This window comes from Paenibacillus koleovorans NBRC 103111 (genome assembly GCF_004000845.1).
Taxonomy (GTDB): domain Bacteria; phylum Bacillota; class Bacilli; order Paenibacillales; family NBRC-103111; genus Paenibacillus_AA; species Paenibacillus_AA koleovorans.
Genome location: NZ_BIMA01000140.1, coordinates 1 through 16,580, shown reverse-complemented (window position 1 = coordinate 16,580; position 16,580 = coordinate 1). Strand labels below are relative to the sequence as shown.

At 57.4% G+C, this 16,580-nt stretch carries 15 protein-coding genes; 4 read left to right on the top strand and 11 right to left on the bottom strand.

Features of this window, described 5'->3' with window-relative positions; genetic code table 11:
- Positions 1-303: 303 nt before the first annotated feature.
- From PKO02S_RS28355 to PKO02S_RS28345, 3 genes are read right to left on the bottom strand one after another with little or no spacing between them, the layout of a single operon-like run.
- Entirely contained in the window at positions 304-1,278 is a 975-nt protein-coding gene (locus tag PKO02S_RS28355; RefSeq protein ID WP_127588399.1) for an ROK family protein, read from the bottom strand.
- Positions 1,275-2,126 (bottom strand): D-sedoheptulose-7-phosphate isomerase, encoded by an 852-nt coding sequence (locus tag PKO02S_RS28350; protein WP_246067509.1) that lies wholly within the window; start codon positions 2,124-2,126, stop codon positions 1,275-1,277. Before PKO02S_RS28350 ends, PKO02S_RS28355 begins: the two co-directional genes overlap by 4 nt.
- Positions 2,127-2,150: 24 nt before the next feature.
- Entirely contained in the window at positions 2,151-2,945 is a 795-nt protein-coding gene (locus PKO02S_RS28345) for a helix-turn-helix transcriptional regulator (protein WP_127588398.1), read from the bottom strand.
- Positions 2,946-3,050: 105 nt separating this feature from the next.
- Here PKO02S_RS28345 and PKO02S_RS28340 point away from each other — a divergent pair, with 105 nt between their 5' ends.
- Positions 3,051-3,986: a nucleoside hydrolase gene (locus tag PKO02S_RS28340; protein ID WP_127588397.1), complete on the top strand. Its 936-nt coding sequence runs from the start codon at positions 3,051-3,053 to the stop codon at positions 3,984-3,986.
- Positions 3,987-4,324: 338 nt separating this feature from the next.
- On the opposite strand, the gene PKO02S_RS28335 is transcribed toward PKO02S_RS28340, so the two are convergent.
- The 5 genes from PKO02S_RS28335 to PKO02S_RS28315 all read right to left on the bottom strand — a co-directional run bounded on the left by PKO02S_RS28335 (position 4,325) and on the right by PKO02S_RS28315 (position 9,930).
- Positions 4,325-5,317, bottom strand: coding sequence for an NAD(P)-dependent alcohol dehydrogenase (locus tag PKO02S_RS28335; RefSeq protein WP_246067507.1), 993 nt, complete (start codon positions 5,315-5,317; stop codon positions 4,325-4,327).
- Between the two features lie 321 nt (positions 5,318-5,638).
- Positions 5,639-6,898, bottom strand: coding sequence for a sialidase family protein (locus PKO02S_RS28330; protein ID WP_164821745.1), 1,260 nt, complete (start codon positions 6,896-6,898; stop codon positions 5,639-5,641).
- Positions 6,899-7,043: 145 nt separating this feature from the next.
- Positions 7,044-7,805: a DeoR/GlpR family DNA-binding transcription regulator gene (locus tag PKO02S_RS28325; protein WP_127588395.1), complete on the bottom strand. Its 762-nt coding sequence runs from the start codon at positions 7,803-7,805 to the stop codon at positions 7,044-7,046.
- A gap of 154 nt (positions 7,806-7,959) precedes the next feature.
- Positions 7,960-8,790, bottom strand: coding sequence for a glycerophosphodiester phosphodiesterase (locus PKO02S_RS28320; RefSeq protein WP_127588394.1), 831 nt, complete (start codon positions 8,788-8,790; stop codon positions 7,960-7,962).
- Between the two features lie 33 nt (positions 8,791-8,823).
- Positions 8,824-9,930, bottom strand: coding sequence for an alcohol dehydrogenase catalytic domain-containing protein (locus PKO02S_RS28315; RefSeq protein WP_127588393.1), 1,107 nt, complete (start codon positions 9,928-9,930; stop codon positions 8,824-8,826).
- Positions 9,931-10,191: 261 nt separating this feature from the next.
- Between PKO02S_RS28315 and spoVB the strand changes: the two genes are divergently transcribed.
- The 3 genes from spoVB to PKO02S_RS28300 all read left to right on the top strand — a co-directional run bounded on the left by spoVB (position 10,192) and on the right by PKO02S_RS28300 (position 13,039).
- Entirely contained in the window at positions 10,192-11,724 is a 1,533-nt protein-coding gene (gene spoVB / locus PKO02S_RS28310; protein WP_127588392.1) for a stage V sporulation protein B, read from the top strand.
- Between the two features lie 111 nt (positions 11,725-11,835).
- Positions 11,836-12,579 carry a phytanoyl-CoA dioxygenase family protein gene (locus PKO02S_RS28305; protein ID WP_127588391.1) on the top strand — a complete coding sequence of 248 codons (744 nt, stop codon included), beginning with the start codon at positions 11,836-11,838 and terminating at the stop codon, positions 12,577-12,579.
- A gap of 199 nt (positions 12,580-12,778) precedes the next feature.
- Complete coding sequence (locus PKO02S_RS28300) at positions 12,779-13,039, top strand: hypothetical protein (protein WP_127588390.1); 261 nt, start codon at positions 12,779-12,781, stop codon at positions 13,037-13,039.
- A 129-nt stretch (positions 13,040-13,168) separates the two neighbouring features.
- Here the strand turns inward: PKO02S_RS28300 and PKO02S_RS28295 are convergent, their stop codons facing one another.
- The 3 genes from PKO02S_RS28295 to PKO02S_RS28285 are packed head-to-tail and all read right to left on the bottom strand — an operon-like array spanning position 13,169 to position 16,198.
- Positions 13,169-13,852, bottom strand: a complete 684-nt coding sequence (locus tag PKO02S_RS28295) for a GntR family transcriptional regulator (RefSeq protein WP_127588389.1) — start codon at positions 13,850-13,852, stop codon at positions 13,169-13,171.
- A gap of 47 nt (positions 13,853-13,899) precedes the next feature.
- Positions 13,900-15,198 (bottom strand): phosphopyruvate hydratase, encoded by a 1,299-nt coding sequence (gene eno, locus PKO02S_RS28290; RefSeq protein ID WP_127588388.1) that lies wholly within the window; start codon positions 15,196-15,198, stop codon positions 13,900-13,902.
- A gap of 10 nt (positions 15,199-15,208) precedes the next feature.
- Entirely contained in the window at positions 15,209-16,198 is a 990-nt protein-coding gene (locus tag PKO02S_RS28285) for a phosphotransferase family protein (protein ID WP_164821744.1), read from the bottom strand.
- Between the last annotated feature and the right edge of the window lie 382 nt (positions 16,199-16,580).

Genomic DNA, 16,580 nt, shown 5'->3' with positions numbered 1-16,580 from the left:
CTTAAACTTTCTTATCTGTTGAAAAAAAACCATCCGGTTGTTAGCCGGACGGTCGTGGTCTTTGGCGGGGAGGTCAGCTAGAAGACAGAGAGCATGCTGGTAATCGGAGCGGTAGGTGGATGGAAGCGGAGGCTGATTCCTTCATCAGAATGAAGTGTCTCGCTCGGAGTACCAAGATTCGCATGGAGAGTACCATTTTGCTAATCGGCGCCTTCGCATCTCTACTGAGTACCCAAGTATCCAATTCGCGAACCCAGCTACCGATTTCGTTTACTTTGGTGTAATTTTCATAGCCATCGCATGTCATTCCTTTGGTTTAAGCGTCTGCAGGGCGACCGAAAGCGCGGCGTAATCCCCGACTTGCTCGCCCAGTCCCGCCGGCATGATCCGGCATACTTCCAACGCTTGCGGAAGCGCCTCCTCCGCCAATACCCGCATGACGATCGGCTCCAGCAGCGATTGCTGACGGCCGTAGATGCTGCCGATGACGATCCGCTCGGGATTGAGCACGTCGACGAGCAGAGCCAGGCCTTGGCCGAGCCGCCTCCCGACGAATCGGAAAACGTCCAGCGCCAGAGCGTCGCCCTGCGCCGCCGCTTCTCCCACCTGCTGCGTTGTCAATCGGTCGAGCTGATCCGTCGTCGGACACCAGGACGGCGCAGCCCCGCCCCGGATTGCCTCCAGCGCCTTCGCTCGTGCGAGCTGGGCGATGCCGCCGCCACTGCAAAACCCTTCGAACGAGCCCGCCTTCCCATATCCGATCGGACCGTCCGGCTCCAACCGCACATGGCCGACTTCGCCGGCCATGTCGTTCGTGCCGGTATAGAGCCGCCCGTCGAGAATAAGACCGGCGCCCATTCCTGTGCCGAAGGTGAGGAAGATCATGTTCCGGCAGCCTTGGCCCGCCCCCCATTTCCATTCCGCCAGCGCGCAGGCGTTCGCATCGTTCTGCAGCCCGACGGGCACGCCGAACCGCTCCCGCAGAGGCGTCACCACATCGATGCGGTCCCAGCCCGGCAGATTGGGAGGGGACAGGACGAACCCCGTCCGGCTGTCCAGCGGGCCGCCGCAGCTGATGCCGATCGCCTGCAACGAAGCATGCGGATGCTCCTTCAGCAGCTCGGCCATCGAGGAGACGAATCGTTCGACAGCCTCTCCCGGTGTACCGGGCGTCGGAAATTTGATTTTAGTTATGCTTTCAACCTTGCCATCTTGAACTTGACCCAACGTCGCCGCGCATTTCGTACCGCCGATATCCACTCCGCCCAGCCATGTCATGATCCGAAAAACTCCTTTTCCAGCAAAATGCATAGCGCATGGTAAATCGGCAAATGCCTCTCCTGAATGTCGGGCGTTTGCTCGTACGGCACGCAAATCGTCACGTCGCACAGCTCCTTCATCCGCCCGCCCGAGCTGCCGGTGAGCCCGATCGTGCGCAGATCCGCCGCCTTGGCGACGCGGAGCGCGTGGAGCACATTGGACGAATTGCCGGATGTGCTGATGCCGATCAGCACATCGCCCGGTTTGCCGTAGCCGTATACTTGCTGGGCGAAGACAAGATCCGGCGCCATATCGTTCGCGAATGCGGTCGACAGGGCGGTATGGCTGACAAGCGATATGGCCGGCAGCGCCCCTTGCAGGGAATCGGCGATATAATCGGCGCTCTCTCCATCAATCTTGCCCAGCTTCGCCCGGAAGTCGGCGGGAATCGGACGTCGCAGCAGGAATCCCTTCATCAGCTCTCCGACGATGTGCTCGCAATCCGCCGCGCTGCCGCCGTTCCCGCACAGCAGCGTCTTCCCTCCCTGACGATACGATTGCCTCAGCATGTCGAACGCTTGAACAATCGCCTCTCCGCAAGCCTCCTGCAGCTCCGGGTACTTCACGTACAGCTTGTCTAGTGTTGAATTCACTGGTTCTCCCTCACTCCATTCTTGAGCGACATAAACGCCCATCTGATCGATCTCGTGCAAAATCCCTTTATCCGCCAGCTCGCTTGTAATGAGCATATTTATGTCCTGGAAAGCGGCGAACGAAACGAAAGCTTGCGTTGCAAGCTTAGTATGGACGGGATGGCAGCCGAACGCCAACCCGGACGCGTAATCGTCTGGCGTCGATGCCCTCACCCGCAGGATGCCGCTCTGGAAGCCTTAGAAGTCAGCATACATCTCCCGGTATCGCTTGGGGGGCATGCCGACTTCTTTTTTGAACATCATGCTGAATTGAGCGCTGTTGGAAAACCCACAGTTGATCGCGATCGTGGTGAGCGCTTTCTCATCTTGGGTCAGCATCCTCTTGGCTTCGCTGATTCGGCGCTGCACGATGAATTGCATCGGCGAATAGCCGGTATACGACTTGAACATGTGGCGAAAATGGTCGTAGCTGTAGCCGAGCGACCGGGCTAGCCCCGGCAAATCCAGCCTCGTGCCGTAATACTGCTCGATATAGTTCCTGGAGTAATCCAGGATGCGGTCTGCCGGCTCCGTCGCAGCCGGTGCTGGAGCGCCGGTCAAACGGCTGATCTCGACGATCGTCTCCGTCAGCAAGCTTCGCAGCTTCAGCTGATAGTGGCTGAGCTTGCCGTACAGCTCCTCCGCCATCGCCTCGAACAGCTGGCCGATCCGCCCGTCCGCGGCGTCCGGATACAGACCGTTCCGCAAAGGAATGCGCTTGTTGTCATGAAAGCAGACGAGAAACAGCACATCGGTCTCCGTCTTTCGAAACTCGTCATGTTTGCTGTTCGGCTGGGTGACGGTGAAATGTCCGGCTTCGTACCCATACTTCGTTTTGTCGATCTGGGTCGTTCCGGAACCGCTCGCATAGTACACCAGCTCCAAGCCGTTATGGGCATGAAAGCCGATATAGCTGCCCGCCTCTCGCGTCGCACGCATCATAAAATGAAGCGAGGCATCCAAGTTCAAATCCCCTCCCCTGAAAATAGCCATTTTATATAAAATCTTCTCCGGAACATAATAGTCTCCTTCATTCACTTGAGCTAATCTCTAATTAATGGCATCTATACCATCCCAAAAAGTGAAAGGAGCTCTTGGATGTCGCTACAATGGCCGACCATTCCGGAGGATCGCCGGCTTCGCCGACTGCTCCCTCCGACGGGCACCGTCAAGCTGGTGCTCGACACCGATACGTTCAATGAAATTGACGATCAATTCGCGCTCGTCTACGCGCTGTTATCGAAGGATCGACTGCATTTGCAGGCCGTATACGCGGCCCCCTTCCATCACGGGCAAGTATCAGGACCGAAAGAAGGCATGGAAAAGAGCTACGAGGAAATTATTCGGATTTTCGATCGGATGGGAGTACGGTCGGAAGGGGTTGTGTTGCGGGGCTCCGAGCGATTCCTGCCGGGCGACGGGCAGCCGGTGGACAGCGCGGCGGCGCGGGACTTGATCGCGCGGGCGATGGCCGCCTCCGAGCTGGAGCCGCTGTATGTGGTCGCCATCGGGGCGATTACGAATGTGGCTTCCGCGCTGCTGCTCGAGCCGCGGATCGCGGACAAGATCGTAGTTGTCTGGCTCGGCGGGAACGCGTTGGACTGGAGGACGGCGCACGAGTTCAACTTGAAGCAGGATGTGCCGGCCGTTCGTGCGGTGCTCGACTGCGGTGTCCCGCTGCTCTTGATCCCTTGTATGGGCGTCGCCTCGCATCTGATTACTACGTTGCCGGAGATCGAACGGTATGTGAAGGGGCGCGGTGCGATCGGCGATTTCCTGGCGGACCGATACGAGGCCTGCAGTGCGGATCATTTCGGCTATTCGCGGGTCATCTGGGATTTGTCGGCAATCGCCTGGCTCGTGAACCCGGATTTTGTGCCGACTTCCCTTGCGCATAGCCCGGTTCTGACGGATCAGCTCACATGGAGCCGCGACTCGACCCGCCATTTCATCCGCTATGCGACCTATGTGAGACGAAATCCGATCTTCCGGGACTTCTTTCAGAAGCTGGAGCAGTATGCGGGGCAGGTGTGAGTGTGGGGGCAGAGGCGGAGGAATTGCAGGGGCAGGAGGGAGAAAATTGGAACGGAGCTGTTTGAGTACCCAAGTAAACGGATAAGGAAGCAAATTGCGCAATTCAGGCTCCAAATATTGAAACTGAGTACCAAAGTAAACAGAACGCGAAGCTAGCTTCGCGTTCTGTTTACTTGAGTACTCGGATTGACAGGAATCAGCAGATCATACAAAATCGGGTATCCAGACTGGATACTTGAGTACTCAGATTGGAGCAGGCAGCTGAACATGCGTAATTTGCTATCCAGACTGGATACTTGAGTACTCAGTACTGCGGCCGCACTACGACCCCATCCCCTCTAGCGCCCCATACTAACGACGACCTTGCCGATCGCGCGGCCCTCGCCGAAATAGGCCAACGCCTGCGCCGCATCGCTCAATGGAAACACCCGGTCGAGCACCGGCTTCACTTGCCCCGCTTCGACATACGATTTCCAGACCAACTGATCGTTATGGTTCGGCTTATGCAGCAGCAGAGAGACCTTCTTCCGCTCCAGCCTCGAGGTGATTGGCGATGCCAGCAATGCTTGGAGAATGCGAGGCGTCGTCCCGCCGACCATGACATAAGAGCCGCCTGGCTTCAAGGCGCGTTTGATGTCCATAACGGAGCGGACTCCCACTACATCGAGGATCAGGTCGTATTGCTTTCCGCTCAACGTGAAGTCCTCTAGCTGATAATCCAGAGCATGATCTGCCCCAATTGCAAGCAGGGCCTCCAACTTCTCGCCACGATCCACCCCCGTCACTTCCGCTCCAAGTAACTGGGCGTATTGGATCCCGAAGGTCCCCACACCGCCTCCCGCTCCGTTGATCAGCACCTGCTGCCCACCTGCCAGCTTGCCTTTATCCCGCAATCCTTGCAGCGCCAGCACGGCCGCTTGCGGAATCGCCGCCGCCTGCTCGAAGCTCACCCCTTCCGGCTTCAGCGTCAGAGCCGCCTCCGTCGCACACACATATTCGGCAAACCCGCCCCAGCCGCAGCCGGACAAATCGCCGAACACTTCATCGCCAGGTCGAAATCGCTCCACGGCAACTCCCACAGCAATTACCCGCCCCGCAACGTCGGCGCCTAGAATGCGGTACCGCGGCTTGCGAAACGCGCCAAGTCGGGTTAAATAAGGTCTGCCGCGCAGGAGATCCCAGTCCCAGGAATTCACCGAGGCGGCGTGGACCGCGATCAGCACTTCATGCTCCTTAGGCACAGGAATGACCACCTCCTCCAATCGAAGATCATCCGGCGTCCCATAGCTGTCACAGACCAGCGCCTGCATCGAACCGGCTTCCAGCTTCATTATGACGAACACTCCTCTCGCTCGAGTTTGCTCTACCTTGGATTACGTCGCATGCTCTCTTCTGTTTCACTTTTCGATGCCATCATGAAACGTTATGTACTTAAGGTTCCGATGTATGAACCAAATTTCCGTAATTTTGAAGGAGCTCGATGAACTGTGAACCCAAGTACATAGTTCGAGAAGCCAGCTTCGCGACTTATATACTTGGGTTCACAGTTGGATGAGCCTGGATGCCGGATGCGAATTTTGGTTCATATGGTTTCCATCCACAAAAAAAGCCACCCCCACCACAATGATGAAAGAAGCCTCTCTCAATTCCACCTACTCCACCATCGCCCGCAGCTCCGCCCGCGTCGGCAGTCGACGCAGGTCGCTCTCGCGAATCGTCAGGTGCAGCACCTGCTGCCAGCGATGCGGCACGAACAAGTTCAGCAGGTCGCCGTCGAGGAACATGTCCATGTACGAGCATTGGTAGTTGCGGAACGAGCTGTTCAGCGTCGGTTCAAGCGCATTGACGAATAGGAAACGCGGCTCGCTCCATGTAAGCCCTTCGTCCTCGGAGAACGACACCCACATCTCCGAGCGGTCCTTCATGATCTCTGCCTTGTCGCCGAGCCCGGCGTAGTTTAGATCGTGGTGGCGGTTGTGATGGAACACCACGAGTGTCTTGCCGTCGGACAGATGGAATATCATCGACGGCGCGTCCGGGTGCACGAGTGGCATAGGCGCCGGCTGCTCCCACGTCTTGCCGTCGTCCTCGCTGCGCGTCGACCACAGGTGGCCCTCCGGCGTCCGGATCGTCATGAACACGCGATCCCCGCCGACATGGATCGGCCGTCCTTCGTCCATCCGGTTGAAGGCCAGCACACCCCAACCTCCGTGGCGCCGACCGGGCAGCAGCTCCCATGTCGCGCCTTGGTCTTCCGACCGAAGCACATACTGGCGGGTCATAAGCGGCTTGTAGCTCCAGTCGCCCTCATGCGAGCCAAGCAGCCAAGTTCCCTTCTCCGTCTCGCACATCCGCATAACCGACATCCCGCGGAACGTCGGATCGTTCTCCGGCCGGATCAGGCGCACCTCAGACCAAGTGTGGCCGTCGTTATCCGAGTAGCGGTAACCGATCGGAGCGTTTTCGTTCAAGCCGTGCTCGTACGTGTACATGCCCCAAATCGGCTGCGTGCCGAAGGCGTAAATCCGCTTCGATCCTCTAGGGATGAACGGAATGAACGCATGCTGATTGTAGTCGATGTCGAACGCGAGCGTCGGCCCTTCCCATGTTTTGCCCCCGTCTTTCGAGCGATAGGCGAGCATGTTGTTGGCTTTTTCCTTGGAGTGGCCATAGTGCTGGCCTTCCGGGAACATCAGCAAGTAGTCTCCGCCCGGCGTCAATGTAGCGCGAACCTCATACAGCGGAGTAGACGGCTCCGGCGTCCGGTGCACGACCACTCCGTCCAAGCCAGGCGCGGCGATAAGCCCTGCCCCCTCCAATACAGACAATCCGTCCGGCAGTCGATTCACCGACAACCTTAACTCCGCCGCCTCGACAACTTCAGCAAGCGGCAACGCTTCGTATTTTTTCATGGCAATTCCCCTCATTTCGCGGCGCAAGCGCCTCTGGATTCCAACACGGTCAACCATAGCCCTATCTTAGTTCGTTTCCGGGCGGCTTACCTGTCAGAAATCCCGAAGCTTCTCTCAATTTTCCGCGAGATGAAGAAGCATCCAACTAAACCAGAATCACTTCCACGCCGCTGTCGCGAAATGGGCCGACCGCCGCCTCCGACGCGCCTTCGCCCGTAATCAACGTGTGCACCGCCCCGATCGGCGCCACCGTGTGCAGGGACAAGCAGCCGAGCTTGCTGTCGTCCGCGACGACGATGATTTGCTCCGCCGCCGCGATCATCCCTTGTTTGGTAGGGACCAGCTGCGCCTCCGGGTGCATCAGGCCGTACTTCGGGTGAATGACCGGGGTACCGATAAACGCCTTCTGCACATGCAGCGACTTCAGCACATGTTCGGTAAACATGCCGTTGAACATAAAGCTGGACGGATACAGCTCGCCGCCCGTCATGATCACCTTGACCCCCGGCGCGTCGCGCAGCTCCATGGCGATGTTCATATCGTTGGTCACGACGGTAATGTTGGAGCGGTGGACGAGGTGTTTGGCCAAGTGGAGCGTAGTCGTGCCGGAATCGATGATGATGTGCTCCCCATCCTGCACGAGACTGGCCGCCATTTTGCCGATGCGCATTTTCTGATCCAGCTGCTGCACGGCCCTCTCCTGAAAAGAAGGCTCATCATGCGTCCACTGATCGATGGTCACGCCTCCATGCGTACGTTTCACTAGCCCTTTCTGCTCGAGCTCCTCCAGATCCCGCCGGATGGTCGCGTCGTGCACGTCGAATTGCTGCGCCAATTGGGAGATGGTGGCGACTCGGTGCTGCCTGACATAATCCACTATTCGAAACTTGCGTTCTGCCGCTAACAACGAGTTCCCGCCTTTCTTTTCCTAACAGCCTTCTGTTCTCTAGAGCCTTCTTTTCTTACTACCCTATGTTGCAAAGCCTCTCATTTCCTAATACCCTGCTGATTGTGCTCATTTTACTTCAATTGGTGCTCATTGGAAAGACGCCTCGGCCCCATTAGGCAAAATAGCGCTTCAAAGCTTCGACGAACACCCGCGGCTCATCCACGGCAAATCGGCGAATGCCTATATCCAGCAAGGCGGGGAGCGACGTTTCGTCAAAATGGAACGGCAGCACCTCCAGCTCCAGTCCATGCTGTTCCATCAAGCGACACGCGGATTCGAGGTAGGGCCGCGAAAGACGATACCGCCAGCTCCTTTCCCCCTCTTCCACATCGATCAAGTGCAACTGGATGATATCGAGCGAGGCGAAGTCCGCTTGCCGCATCTCCTCGAACTTCCTCATGGATGCTTCCGGGTCGCGGCCAGGCACCCACAGCATCGTCCGCACTTCCGGCAGCAGCTGTTTGACCGTACGGCAATTGTTGTAGTCGTTGTGGGCGAAAATGATTTGCGAGCCGACGCCGAAGCGGCGAATCAGCTCGGCCAGACTTTCTAAATCCACTTGCTTGTAATCCAGGTACAGCTCCCGCTCCGGATGTTTCGCGAGTACGGTCAGCACTTGCTCCAAGGAAGGGATTTTCTCCCCGCGGAACGACTCGCCGAACTTGATCCCCGCATCCCACTCCCGTACCTCTTCGAAGGTCATCGTCGAAACCGGCTTCTCACTCAGCGGTTCCGAGGCATCGGTCGTCCTCCGCAGCGTGGCGTCATGCAAGCCAATAATGATCCCGTCGGCGGTCTGCCGAATGTCCAGCTCAGGAATGCCGCCCAGCTCCCAAGCGTACTCCACCGCCATCATTGTGTTTTCCGGCATCTCCGAATTGGAGTTTTGGTGGGCTTGCCATCGGACGTTTCTCCACCCTGTCCTCCCACTTGTCGTTATCAACCTTGCTCCTCCTCTTCAATAAGCTCCTATCGCCTACCATTGAAAGTCCAACAGCACCCTCGTCCAGCTGCGATGCTGAGCGGCAAACTTCATCGCCTCCGCCAAATCCGCATCGGACTTGATCGATCTGCGCGCGTGCGGCAGCAGCTTTCGGAGTGTCGCCTGGCAGCGCGTTTCTCTCATCGCTTCCAGCACGGGGATAAAATCCTCCGTGGAGCTCCGGCTGCTGCCTTTGAGCGTAATGCCTTTTTCCAGCACATCTCGCGTATTGATCGGCACCCGCTCCTCAGTCACCCCCATCAGGATGAGATGGCCGCCCGGCTTCAGCACATCGATCGCTTGGTTGATCGCGCTCTCGGAGAACCTGCCCCCTGCGCACTCCAAGGCAATATCGAACTGAGCGCCTGACGAAAAATCGAATTCCTGCACAAGCCTGCGCCGTCCGAACTCGAACTGCTCCAGCTTCTCGGGAACGGCCCCGAATACAGTGAGGTTAGCCGGATCCACGCCATACACGTGATGCAGCACAGCCGCCGCCAAATACCCGACCGGCCCGTCCCCGAAAATTGCGATTGTCGAGCCGTTAAGCCGGTCGGCAACGTGGCCAAGCGCCTGATAGGAGACAGAGCAAAGCTCGGTCAGCACCGCGATCTCGTCCGGCACCTCGGCCGGGATCGGCAAAGCGTTGGCCGCCGGAACGACAAGCCGGCTCTGGGCGATGCCGTCCATGCCGCTGCCGAGGAAACGGCCGTGCGTGCAGTAATTGGCGCTGGACCCGCCGCGCCTGCATGTTTCGCAGCATTGATCCGGCTGCTCGCCTCGGAGCGCGTAACCTTGCAGATTGGGAACGATGACTACACTTTGACCATGCGGGAGCGATGGGGTCGAGCTCCGAACGACGGTTCCGATTCCTTCATGGAGGAGCGCCATCGGCAGCTTGCTTGCCAGCGCTTCCGCACGCCTTTGCCCCGTATAATAGCGCAGATCCGCATGGCACACACTGCCGAGCGTCGGCTCGATGACGACTTCCCATTCCTGCACCTCGTGCTCCAACTGGACTTCCTGGACGATACGAGGCTGTATTAACCGTAACGCTCGCGAGACCACTTTTGTTTGTACACTTTGATTCGATTCTATCATATTTCGTTTTCTCTCCCATCTGTTTCTGATGCACATCCGCGCTCACCTTCATAAACAATACGCTCATATTTGCTTATTTATTAGTTTATATTTGCTCATATATCGATGTCAATGCTCATTTACGCTCGAAAAAACCAGATACACGCTCGTTTACGCTCATCGCAATTCATTTCACCGTTATCAGGGCTTGTTCGCATGTACTCGTCCGACCGGAATATACATAGGGAATAGAATCCAAATCCACGTTAAAAAGAGGCCCACATGCAAAAACAATCGTTCGTCAAAGGAACGTTCATGCTGACGGCATCGTCGCTCGTTACGCGTATTCTCGGCTTTATCAGCGGTATTTTCCTGGCGCGCTCGCTCGGTGCGGAGGGGATCGGCCTGCTCATGATGGCGCATCCGCTCGTCCCGCTCGTCATCACGCTGACCGAGCTCGGGCTTCCGGTCGCGATCTCCAAGATGGTGGCGGAAGCCGACGTCAAGGGAGACAAGCTCAAGGAAAAGCGCATCCTCGCCGTCTCCCTCGCCATCACGGGGACGCTTAGCGTCGTCCTGACGCTGCTGGCGCTGCTCGGCTCCAAGTACATCGCGGCCGTATTCCTCACCGATGACCGGGCTTACTACGCGATGCTGGCGATTACGCCGATCGCCCCGATCGTCGCCATCTCCGCCGTGCTGAAGGGCTACTTCCGCGGCAAACAGCATATGAAGTCGATCGCGCTGTCCGACGTCTTCGAGCATATCGCCCATATCGCGTGTATGCTGGCGCTGGTGTATTTGCTGCTGCCGTACGGCATCGCCTACGCAGCGGCCGGAGCGATGGTCGGCGCGGTAGCCGGCGAAGCCGTCGGGCTCATCTACTTGTACTCGAGGTACAAGGCGTATCAGCGGGGCGACGGCGTACGGCTGCCCGTATCCGAGCATCTGCGCCACGGCAAACGCACCTTCGGCGAGCTGATGCGGATGGGGTTGCCGACGACGGGACTAGGCTTCGTCCATTCGATCTACAGCGCCTTCCAGCCGATGCTGATCACGAAGAGTCTCGCGCTGTACGGGCTGGGCACCGCCGTCGCGACGAAGCAGTATGGACTGCTCGTGGGCTATGCCTTCCCGCTGCTCGTCTTTCCCGGCTTCATCACGAGCTCGCTGTCGACGGCGCTGATCCCGGCGGTCAGTGAAGCGATGGTGAACCGCAACAAGCTGGAAGTGCACCGGCGGATGGATCAGGCGATGCAGATCGCGTTGTACGTAGGGGCGCCTGCAACGGTTGTGCTATATTTGTTCGCGACTCCTTTAACAACGCTGATCTACAATGCACCCGAAGCAGGCAAGCTGCTTATGCTGCTCGCCCCGGTTTATTTTCTTCATTACTTCGATGTGCCGCTGCATGCGATTTTGCTTGGACTCGGACGGGCGGGGACGACGATGTGGAACTATGTGGCGATGACGATCCTGAAGGCGGCGGCCATTTATTTTCTGGGCAGCCAGTTCGGTCTGACGGGGGTCGTGCTCGGCATGAACTTCGGCATTTGCTTTATTACGATGCTCAATTTTTTCTCCATCTCGGGTCTGATCGGCTTCTACTTGGATTTGCGAAGGGTGGTCAAGGTGGGGATCTGCATGGCGCTCATGGCAATCGCCGGTCAATATGTGTACGGTTATGTGCAGCATATTCACATGCAGCCGGTGCTGGGGCTGGTGCTCTCGATCGGGCTGTCGATCTTCGTGTTCTGGGCTAGCTTGACGCTGCTGAACAAAATCAAATTACGCGGTGCGCTGCGTTTCGGATAAATCAGGAATATCAATTGCAGATACATTTATGCCGTTTCCAGCCATTGCCGCCCTCTCCAACTCGTCGTAAGCTGGTACTAAGAAAATCACTACTTACGAGGAGTGTTCGCGATGAACCAGACGATCAACCCGCCACTTCAGCCGCTTACCGGGGAGCAGATCGAATTTTTCAAGGAGCAGGGTTACTTTCTGTACAAAAGGGGCATGAGCTCCGATCTGATCGATGCGTTCAACGGGCATATCTACGACATTCGCCACCAGGAACCGGTACCGGAATGGGCCGCCTGTGCGGATCATGAGAAATTCTCGCGACGGCTGTTCAATCCGCATAAGCACGACAGCTTCTCGCGTCAAGCGATGAAACATCCGATTATCCGCGGCGGCCTCGCGCAATTGATGGGCCGGGAAGCGGTGTGCGTGCAGAGCATGTACTTTTACAAGGAGCCCGGTGCGCCTGGACAGGCGTCGCATCAGGATTATTACTACATCAAAAACGATCCGATGACGATGATTGCGGCCTGGGTGGCGATGGAAGAGCGGGTGGACGAGGAAAACGGCTGCTTGTGGGCGATGCCGGGGACGCATAAGCTGGGACTGCTGCCGCATGGCACGGTTCGCAATCTCGAGGAGCACGAGCATTGGACGGATGAAACGGAAGGCATCGACACGTCGCGGCAAATTCCGGTGGTCATGGAGAAGGGCGACATCCTGTTTTTCAGCGAGCTGCTGATCCACTCCTCCAACAAAAACCGCAGCAAGGACCGTTGGCGCCGCTCGTATGTGTGCCACTACATCCGCGAGGACTCGAACATCCTGCACCGCGAGGACCTGCGGCAGAAGTATCCCCTTTATTGAGGGGACGACTGTCTTCTTGGTGGGTTAGCCGGACGGTTGTGCGCAATGTAGAGTAAAAATGGTCTACTTGGTTGGCGTCGCGGTCCGGCAGCGGAGTTGCAGGAGTTTCATAAGAGAAGTAGACAGTTGCCCAGCCCATGAGCGGACTTCGGGCATATACTGGGATAGAAGTCTACTTTGATGAGGAGTGAAGTCTACGATGGGTTTTACGCAACCGGCACCTCCTACTTCTCCCCCGCCTTCCCATATACCGCAAATGTCGGCGTACGCCGTGGATCCGAACAGCATTTACAAATGCTTGGGTGGCTACACCTACTTGTGGCTGCGCAACGGCGACAACTTTTGGTTTTATTTGACCTATGTCGGGCGGCACAATGTACTGGGCTATCGTTTCTTCGGCGGCCGTTGGAACCATTACAGCGTAGAGCTGCGGGAGATCGTTTCGTTTAGCTGCTCTTAAGGCGATAGGTGAGTGGCGTGCGGGTGAGAACCAAATAGCGATTTGAATGCTTATTTTTGCCGGCATGGCGGCGAAGGGGTTCATGGAGCCATGTTTCCTTGAAGTTCCATTGGCTCCCGCTCCCATCTATTAACCGGGGCTCCCCTTCGCTTGCTCCACTAGCTCGAAGCCCGACTGGATATGCCGCCGCACGACGGCCTCCAGCTCGACAGCGTCTCCTACACGGATCGCTTCCACGATCGCCCGGTGCTCCTCGGTCGTCCTTTGCGATTTCTGCTCATAGCGGTTGTAGTAGTACCGGGCCACCTGCGTGTGAAAATTGAGCGAGCGATACACCTCCAACAGCTTGCTGTTGCCGGCCGCTTCGATAAGCAGCTCGTGGAAACGGGTGTCATGCTCGTTGAAAGCAAAATAGTCGAAAGCTTGCCCCTTCTTCTCCAGCTCCGCTTCACAGGCAAGCCGCGCTTGGTCCAGCTCCTGCAGCTGCCGCTCGGTCACATGCCGGACAACCTCCCTGCACGCCCCCGCTTCCAGCAGTATACGAACCGCGAACAGCTCCAGCATGTCGTCGGCCGAGAACCGGGTGGCATACGTCCCGATCTTGGACTTCACGACAACCAGCCCTTCCGCCGCCAGACGGGCGATCGCATCCTTCATCGGCGTCCGGCTGACGCCCCATTGCTCGGAGAGCAGGTTCATGTCGATCCGCTCACCTGGCTTAATAACGCTCATCGTAATCGCTTTTTTCAGACGCTGGTATACCTTGACGGACAATTCGTCCGATTGGATTCTATGGAACAGCTCTTCACTCATCTGGAGTTCACACCTTTATCGATCGTGGTCGGGTGCTGCTCCCACCATTATAACAGGTAAAGCGCCGCTCGGCCGATATAGGCTCCGTTCAGTTGTTCGCCGATGCGCAGCAATTGATTGTACTTAGACAATCTGGATGAGCGGGCCAGCGACCCAATCTTGATCTGCCCGCCTACGAGACCTACAGCGAGATCCGCTAGCGTGGCATCCTCCGTCTCGCCCGAGCGGGCCGAGATCACCGTATTGAATCCGGCGCTGCGCGCTATCGTGACGGCTTGCACCGTTTCCGTGAGCGTGCCGATCTGGTTCATCTTCACCAGGACGGAGTTGGCGGCTTGCTCCATAATGCCTCGGCGAATGCGTGCCGGATTCGTGGTGAACAAATCGTCGCCAACCAGCTGCAGCTTGCTCCCGAGCCTGCGAGTCAGCTCCTGCCACCCCTGCCAGTCATCCTCGGCCAAGCCGTCCTCGATGGACACGATCGGGTACCGCTGACACCAACGCTCGAGCACATCGACCATCTCTTGCACCCGGAGCACGCGACCCTCGGATTGCAGCTCGTATGTATCTTGCTCCGGATTATAGAAATGAGTGGATGCAATGTCGAGCGCGATCGCCATGTCTTCCCCCGGACGCAGTCCAGCCCGCTCCATCGCCGCGATCAATAGCTCCAGAGCTTCCTCGTTGGATTGCAACGAAGGGCCGAACCCTCCCTCGTCCGCCAGCAGCCAGCCGACATATCCGCGCTCGTTGATGATTTCTTGTGTCTTCCAATACACCGACGAAATCATTTCCAGCGCCTGCGGATACGATTCCGCTCCCACCGGAACGACGAGGAAATCCTGCACATCAAGCTTTTTACCCGCATGCAAGCCTCCGCTGATGATGTTCACCATCGGAAGCGGGATCATCAGCGGGGTGCCGCCCGGCAAATAGCGGTCCGCCAAGTAGCGGTATAGCGGCTTGCCTTGGGCGGAAGCCGCCGCGTGTGCCGCCGCGAAAGAGATCCCGAGAATCGCATTGGCGCCTAGCCGCGACTTGTTGGCCGTGCCGTCCAGGTCGATCATCGTCTGGTCGAGCTTCTCCTGGTCGAACACGTCGACGCCGTGGAGCGTTTCGGCCAGCACGGTGTTTACGTGCTCTACCGCTTTCGATACTCCTTTGCCCCGATAGCGGCTCGGGTCCCCGTCACGCAGCTCCCAGGCCTCGAACTTCCCGGTCGAGGCGCCGGACGGCACCATCATCCGCCCCGTGTGCCCGCTGGATAGCTCCACATCCACCTCCACCGTCGGATTGCCTCGGGAATCCAAAATTTCTCTGCCATGTATCCCTACAATTATACTCATAAGCTCAAAGTCATCCTTTCATCGCTTCATCTAAGCTTGCAAATGGCTCCCGATCCGGGTGCCGGATCCAATCTGTGGCCTGCTTTCGAATCCGCTCCTTCAGAACGGGATCCTTGATGTAGTCGACTGTAGATTTGCCGTCGATTCTCGCCAGCAGCAGCGCGCCGGTATGCCCCGTTAAACGCGATTCCCGTTCATGCCTGTAGCCGTAAGCTTGCAAAAAAACATGCATAAGCCGGAACGCATCCGCCTGCTTGTGCAACGCCCAGCCCTTGAGCAACAGGTGAGCTGATGTGAAAGCTAAATCGAATACCGGGTTCCCCCAATGCGCCACCTCGTAGTCCAAAACAATAACTTGATGGTGCCGATCCACAAGCAAGTTCTTCGGCGAGAAGTCGCCGTGTACGAGACAAGTGCGACATTCGAGCAGGTCGGCGATCAGCGTATTCATTTCGGCGGTCAGGTGAGGATGCTTCATTAACAAATACTGGTGAAACGGTTCGATTCGCAGCTCGCGGAAAAAGCTCAAATCCTCAAAGGCTCCTTGCTGCTCCGGGCTCAGCTCGCGTCGGCTGCATTCGTGCATAATGCGAAGCACCTCGCCTGCATGTCGTGCCGTCCTCTCGCGGAACTCGCCGTTCATCAGCTGACTTTTCCATGTGACGGCCTCCTCAGGTGCGCAAGTCATAATGTAAAGGTGGTTATCGGCGTCCGAATGCAGAATTCGGGGGACCGTGCCTGCCGGCATATGAGGCTCCACCGCCAACATCGCCTGCTGCTCGCGCTCGATACGCTGCACATCCGCGAACCAATCGACCTCCACCGCGAGCTTCGGCAGCGCTTGTTTGACGACCCACCGCTCCGCGCCTGCGGTCACCTTCCACACCGAGCAAGAGACGCCGCCGCTTAGCCGCTCTATCACGACACTTCGCGAAGCTCCGCCTGCCGGACGGAGGCTCGCTATGTAATGCCCCACTTGATCCTCAGTCTCCAGAATCAAATTGTCCCTCCTCATCCCGCAAAGGATAATTGTCTGATAAATTTATGATTTATAGTATAATTCTACTGGTATAGCTAAAGTGATGTCAACGAGAAAAACCATAAGGGAAGATCAGCTCATTCCCGCAACCAGTTAAACCCGCTTGAGGCGAAGAGCAATTCTCGAGCAACGTGACGCCCGTATCTCTGCTCCCTAGTCCGAAAAAATCGGACTACCGCACGTTTCACCGCCCGGAAAAGCTCTGTAGTCCGAATTGGCCCCGCTTCTCCACTCCAGCCACCTGCCCTCTTCGGTTCTACTTTGGTTCTGGGCGTTATATTAGGGTTTCTTGTTCTTCCTGCTCGACCGGTCGGACATCCCGCACGACACTCTCGGGTCCAGC

Excerpts from the sequence above, each read along its gene's own strand:
- PKO02S_RS28295 (WP_127588389.1), bottom strand. The coding sequence starts at position 13,852 with ATGAGTGAAGAGCTGTTCCATAGAATCCAATCGGACGAATTGTCCGTC.
- spoVB (WP_127588392.1), top strand. The coding sequence starts at position 10,192 with ATGCAAAAACAATCGTTCGTCAAAGGAACGTTCATGCTGACGGCATCG.
- PKO02S_RS28335 (WP_246067507.1), bottom strand. The coding sequence starts at position 5,317 with ATGAAGCTGGAAGCCGGTTCGATGCAGGCGCTGGTCTGTGACAGCTAT.
- PKO02S_RS28305 (WP_127588391.1), top strand. The coding sequence starts at position 11,836 with ATGAACCAGACGATCAACCCGCCACTTCAGCCGCTTACCGGGGAGCAG.
- PKO02S_RS28315 (WP_127588393.1), bottom strand. The coding sequence starts at position 9,930 with ATGATAGAATCGAATCAAAGTGTACAAACAAAAGTGGTCTCGCGAGCG.
- PKO02S_RS28355 (WP_127588399.1), bottom strand. The coding sequence starts at position 1,278 with ATGACATGGCTGGGCGGAGTGGATATCGGCGGTACGAAATGCGCGGCG.
- PKO02S_RS28340 (WP_127588397.1), top strand. The coding sequence starts at position 3,051 with ATGTCGCTACAATGGCCGACCATTCCGGAGGATCGCCGGCTTCGCCGA.
- PKO02S_RS28345 (WP_127588398.1), bottom strand. The coding sequence starts at position 2,945 with ATGGCTATTTTCAGGGGAGGGGATTTGAACTTGGATGCCTCGCTTCAT.
- PKO02S_RS28300 (WP_127588390.1), top strand. The coding sequence starts at position 12,779 with ATGGGTTTTACGCAACCGGCACCTCCTACTTCTCCCCCGCCTTCCCAT.
- PKO02S_RS28330 (WP_164821745.1), bottom strand. The coding sequence starts at position 6,898 with ATGAAAAAATACGAAGCGTTGCCGCTTGCTGAAGTTGTCGAGGCGGCG.
- eno (WP_127588388.1), bottom strand. The coding sequence starts at position 15,198 with ATGAGTATAATTGTAGGGATACATGGCAGAGAAATTTTGGATTCCCGA.